This window comes from Campylobacter concisus (assembly GCF_015230015.1).
Taxonomy (GTDB): domain Bacteria; phylum Campylobacterota; class Campylobacteria; order Campylobacterales; family Campylobacteraceae; genus Campylobacter_A; species Campylobacter_A concisus_AF.
The window spans coordinates 1-5,454 of sequence record NZ_JAAKZC010000032.1 but is presented as its reverse complement, the minus strand read 5'-3'; the positions used below and the strand labels follow the sequence as shown (position 1 = coordinate 5,454).

Annotated in this window: 2 tRNA genes and 3 rRNA genes; all 5 read right to left on the bottom strand. The window is 45.3% G+C overall.

Annotated elements, in window-relative coordinates:
• Positions 1-26: 26 nt before the first annotated feature.
• Positions 27-145: ribosomal RNA gene (rrf, locus tag G6W42_RS10320) — 5S ribosomal RNA — on the bottom strand.
• Positions 146-280: 135 nt separating this feature from the next.
• Positions 281-3,185 (bottom strand): 23S ribosomal RNA (locus G6W42_RS10315).
• A 325-nt stretch (positions 3,186-3,510) separates the two neighbouring features.
• Positions 3,511-3,586 (bottom strand) — tRNA-Ala (locus G6W42_RS10310).
• A gap of 12 nt (positions 3,587-3,598) precedes the next feature.
• Positions 3,599-3,675 (bottom strand) — tRNA-Ile (locus G6W42_RS10305).
• A gap of 94 nt (positions 3,676-3,769) precedes the next feature.
• Positions 3,770-5,280 (bottom strand): 16S ribosomal RNA (locus tag G6W42_RS10300).
• The 16S, 23S and 5S rRNA genes sit together here with 2 tRNA genes alongside, the layout of an rRNA operon.
• Positions 5,281-5,454: the final 174 nt, after the last annotated feature.

Below are 5,454 nucleotides of genomic sequence, written 5' to 3'. Positions count from 1 at the left end.
ATAAGAATTAAGCAGATTAACAACAAAGCCCGCAACGACCTACTTTTCCAACATCCCAGTAAGGGAGAGTATCATCAGCCAGGACGAGCTTAGCTTCTTGGTTCGAGATGGAGCAAGGCGTTTCCTCGTCTGTATAGTCACGGGCAATGTTAAATAAAAGATATAATAGATAAATCTCTTATTTAACACTACTAGATAAAGTTAAAAGTCATAAACAAAGTTTTATAAAAACATATTCTTATTAAGTTTTTATCCTTAACAAGGAAGTGATGCTTATTAAAAAGATAAGCAGACGAGCTATTAGTACTGGTCAGCTAAAGGACTTTCATCCATTACACACCCAGCCTATCAAACACATAGTCTATATGAGCTCTTAAAAGAAGATTCATCTTGGAGTTGGCTTCCTGCTTAGATGCTTTCAGCAGTTATCACATCCCAACATAGCTACCGAGCGGTGCCCTTGGCAGGACAACTCGTACACCAGTGGTTGGTTCGACCCGGTCCTCTCGTACTAGGGTCAACTCTCCTCAATCTTCTTGCGCCCACGGCAGATAGGGACCGAACTGTCTCACGACGTTCTGAACCCAGCTCGCGTACCGCTTTAAATGGCGAACAGCCATACCCTTGGGACCTGCTCCAGCCCCAGGATGCGATGAGCCGACATCGAGGTGCCAAACCTCCCCGTCGATGTGAGCTCTTGGGGGAGATCAGCCTGTTATCCCCGGGGTACCTTTTATCCTTTGAGCGATGGCCCTTCCACACAGAACCACCGGATCACTAAGACCGACTTTCGTCTCTGCTTGACGTGTATGTCTCGCAGTTAAGCTGGCTTATGCCTTTATACTCTACGAACGATTTCCAACCGTTCTGAGCCAACCTTTGTAAGCCTCCGTTACATTTTGGGAGGCGACCGCCCCAGTCAAACTACCCACCAGACATTGTCCTACTTGAGGATAACTCAAGCTAGTTAGCTATCAGAATAAAAAAGAGCGGTATCTCAACAATGGCTCACCATAAACTGGCGTCTATGGATCAAAGCCTCCCGCCTATCCTGCACATTTTTATCCCAATAGCAGTGTCAAGCTGTAGTAAAGGTCCACGGGGTCTTTCCGTCTTGCCGCGGGTAGGAGGAATTTTCACCTCCACTACAATTTCACTGGATCCCTCTTCGAGACAGCTCCCATCTCGTTACGCCATTCATGCAGGTCGATATTTAATCGACAAGGAATTTCGCTACCTTAGGACCGTTATAGTTACGGCCGCCGTTTACTCGGGCTTCGATCAAACGCTTCGCATAGCTAACGTCATCAATTAACCTTCGAGCACCGGGCAGGCGTCACACCCTATACATCCTCTTACGAGTTAGCAGAGTGCTGTGTTTTTGGTAAACAGTCGGGAGGGACTCTTTGTTGTAACCTTCAATGCTTACGGAGTAAATCCTTCACAAAGTTAGGCACACCTTATACCGAAGATACGGTGCTATTTTGCAGAGTTCCTTGAAGAGAGTTCTTCCACGCGCCTTAGAATACTCATCCCACCCACCTGTGTCGGTTTACGGTACGGGCAACTATAACTAAACTTAGAAACTTTTCTTGGCTCGACAGTATCAAGGATTTACGATTCATTCCGAAGAACTTCACGCACCTGTAAGGCCTCGGCTTAAAGGAGCTCGGATTTGCCTGAACTCCAACCTGCACCTTTCGACCAGCACTACCATCCGCTGGCTCCTCTAACTCTAAGCGTCCTTCCATCGCACATTATAGTTGGCATTGGAATATTAACCAATTTTCCATCGCATACCCCTTTCGGACTTTGCTTAGGACCCGGCTAACCCTACGATGACGAGCATCGCGTAGGAAACCTTGGGTTTACGGCGTTGGGGATTCTCACCCCAATTATCGCTACTCATGCCTGCATGCTCACTTGTATTCGCTCCAGCACTCCTTACCGGTATACCTTCAACGCAAATACAACGCTCTCCTACCACTTAGTAAAACTAAGTCTAAAGCTTCGGTACTCATTTTAGCCCCGTTATATTTTCCGCGCAGAATCACTAGACCAGTGAGCTATTACGCTTTCTTTAAAGGATGGCTGCTTCTAAGCCAACCTCCTGGTTGTTTAAGTAACTCCACATCGTTTTCCACTTAAATGAGATTTAGGGACCTTAGCTGTTAGTCTGGGTTGTTCCCCTCTCGACGACGGATTTTATCACTCGCCGCCTGACTGCCATGATTACACACTAGGTATTCGGAGTTTGATAGGGTTTGGTACATTGGTGTATGCCCTAGCCCATTCAGTGCTCTACCCCCTAGTGTTACTACATGACGCTATACCTAAATATATTTCGGAGAGAACCAGCTATCACGATGTTTGATTGGCCTTTCACCCCTATCCACAAGTCATCCCATAGCTTTTCAACGCTAGCGGGTTCGGTCCTCCACCGGCTCTTACACCGGTTTCAACCTGCTCATGGATAGATCACATCGTTTCGGGTCTGCAACGTCTGACTAAACGCCCTATTAAGACTCGCTTTCGCTACGGCTCCGGGTTTCCTTAACCTCGCCAGACATCACAACTCGCAGGCTCATTATGCAAAAGGCAGTCCATCACCCTGATAAATCATAGGGCTCTGAATGATTGTAAGCAAATGGTTTCAGGTTCTATTTCACTCTGATCACCTCAGTTCTTTTCACCTTTCCCTCACGGTACTTGTGCACTATCGGTCTAGTAGTAGTATTTAGGGTTGGATAGTGGTCTACCCAGCTTCAGACAGAATATCACGTGTTCCGCCCTACTCAGGATACTGCTAAGTAAAACAAAGCTTTCATATACGGGGGTATCACCCTCTGTGCCTAACCTTTCCAGATTGTTCTATTAGCTAAGTTTAGTCTATATTGCAGTCCTACAACCCCACTAGTAAACTAGTGGTTTGCCCTCTTACGCGTTCGCTCGCCGCTACTAGCGTAATCTCTTTTGATTTCTTTTCCTGAGGGTACTAAGATGTTTCAATTCCCCTCGTTCGCTCCGTTATACGGTAACTAATATCTCTATTAGTTGGGTTGCCCCATTCAGAAATTCCCGGATCAAAGCCCCTTGACGGCTCCCCGAGACTTATCGCAGCCTGGCACGTCTTTCATCGCCTCTACTAGCCAAGGCATCCACCACTTGCTCTTTGTAGCTTACCTTTTCTATATTAGATTATTCTAATTCGCATCACTTCCTTGTTAAAGATAACTTTATGTTACTACATTTAAATTCTAGCTCTCAAGACGGAAAGCATTGACTACTATTTAGATAAGTTTTAAATCCTAAATAGATTGTGATGTCAAACTTTTGCATTAAATGCAAAGAGAATAGGAATTTAAATCTTTAACAAGTCCTGTAAAATTGTTTTTAAAACTTGCTTGTGACTATTAACAATATTAATTAAAAGAACATTTAGGCAAAAGCCTAATTAGAAAGTTTAAATTTAAGCTCTCTAATTAGACTTAACGCTGTTTAACTATTTCATGGTGGAGAATAGCGGGATCGAACCGCTGACCTCCTGCGTGCAAAGCAGGCGCTCTCCCAGCTGAGCTAATTCCCCAATTAAATTCTCTGGTGGGCCTAACAAGACTTGAACTTGTGACCTCACCCTTATCAGGGGTGCACTCTAACCAGCTGAGCTATAGGCCCCTATAGGTCTATCAATCTTTCAAAACTAAACAAGGATGATTGAGAATATCTTTCTTATAGATATCTTGTGAGAGAATATCTATATGTACTCTAGAAAGGAGGTGATCCAACCGCAGGTTCTCCTACGGTTACCTTGTTACGACTTCACCCCAGTCGCTGATTCCACTGTGGACGGTAACTAATTTAGTATTCCGGCTTCGAGTGAAATCAACTCCCATGGTGTGACGGGCGGTGAGTACAAGACCCGGGAACGTATTCACCGTAGCATGGCTGATCTACGATTACTAGCGATTCCGGCTTCATGGAGTCGAGTTGCAGACTCCAATCCGAACTGGGACATATTTTATAGATTTGCTCCATCTCGCGATATTGCTTCTCATTGTATATGCCATTGTAGCACGTGTGTCGCCCCGGACATAAGGGCCATGATGACTTGACGTCGTCCACACCTTCCTCCTCCTTACGAAGGCAGTCTCATTAGAGTGCTCAGCCGAACTGTTAGCAACTAATGACGTGGGTTGCGCTCGTTGCGGGACTTAACCCAACATCTCACGACACGAGCTGACGACAGCCGTGCAGCACCTGTCTTAACATTTCTGCAAGCAGACACTCTTCTATCTCTAGATGATTTGTTAGATATCAAGTCCGGGTAAGGTTCTTCGCGTATCTTCGAATTAAACCACATGCTCCACCGCTTGTGCGGGTCCCCGTCTATTCCTTTGAGTTTTAATCTTGCGACCGTACTCCCCAGGCGGTATACTTAATCCGTTAGGTGCATTACTGCCAAGACTAGCTTAGCAACAACTAGTATACATCGTTTAGGGCGTGGACTACCAGGGTATCTAATCCTGTTTGCTCCCCACGCTTTCACGCATTAGCGTCAGTTGAGTTCCAGCAGATCGCCTTCGCAATGGGTATTCCTGGTGATCTCTACGGATTTTACCCCTACACCACCAATTCCATCTGCCTCTCCCTCACTCTAGATTATCAGTTTCCCAAGCAGTTCTATGGTTAAGCCATAGGATTTCACAAGAGACTTGATAATCCGCCTACGCGTCCTTTACGCCCAGTGATTCCGAGTAACGCTTGCACCCTCCGTATTACCGCGGCTGCTGGCACGGAGTTAGCCGGTGCTTATTCGTTAGGTACCGTCATTGTTCTTCCCTAACAAAAGGAGTTTACGCTCCGAAAAGTGTCATCCTCCACGCGGCGTTGCTGCTTCAGGGTTTCCCCCATTGAGCAATATTCCCTACTGCTGCCTCCCGTAGGAGTCTGGACCGTGTCTCAGTTCCAGTGTGACTGATCATCCTCTCAGACCAGTTATGCGTCATAGCCTTGGTGAGCCATTACCTCACCAACTAGCTGATACAATATAGCCTCATCCTACACCGAAAAACTTTCCCTATCTAACTTATGTCAGACAGGAGTATAGAGTATTAGCAGTCGTTTCCAACTGTTGTCCTCTAGTGTAGGGCAGATTAGCTATACATTACTCACCCGTGCGCCACTAACTCATAAGAGCAAGCTCTTACTTGTCCGTTCGACTTGCATGTATTAGGCACGCCGCCAGCGTTCACTCTGAGCCAGGATCAAACTCTCCATATTAATTACCTATCTAATAGATAGGATTTTTATTATGAAGTTTTTAATCAAAAAAACTTTTAGTTTTTATATTAGTTTGTCTAATCTATTATTTAATCATAATAGACTGGCTCAATCGATCACTTGTTTAGATTTCAAAGATTGACTAATAGTTTAACAATTATAAGTTAAAAGAAC